The sequence below is a fragment of the Pseudomonas sp. JV245A genome (assembly GCF_032424515.1).
GTDB lineage: Bacteria > Pseudomonadota > Gammaproteobacteria > Pseudomonadales > Pseudomonadaceae > Aquipseudomonas > Aquipseudomonas protegens.
Window position 1 is genome coordinate 1 of the sequence record NZ_VYKE01000630.1, and the last position, 283, is coordinate 283.

1 pseudogene is annotated in these 283 nt (G+C 69.6%); it reads left to right on the forward strand.

The features are described from left to right. Nucleotides 1-283 (forward strand): annotated as a pseudogene (locus F6S12_RS33365) (two-component sensor histidine kinase); the annotation flags it as partial.

The following is a 283-nucleotide window of genomic DNA, read 5'->3' on the forward strand; positions in this document are numbered from 1 at the left end:
GTCTGCGCCCTGGTGCTCAGCGTGATCGGGGTGTTCCTCTACCGTTCCCTGGCCGGGGAAATCGCCTACCGCGACGACCTGGCCCTGCTCGGCCGCCTGGAACAGGTGCGGGCCCTGCTGCAGGACAGCGACAGCCTGGATGCCCTGCAAGCCCGGCCCCGGCTGTACCAGAACATGCTGGGCAACCAGGAAAGCCTGCTGCTGGTGCTGCGGGCCGATGGCTCGACGGTGATCGACATCAACCCGCGCCGGCAGCCCCTGCCCGCGCTCGACCCCATTGCGC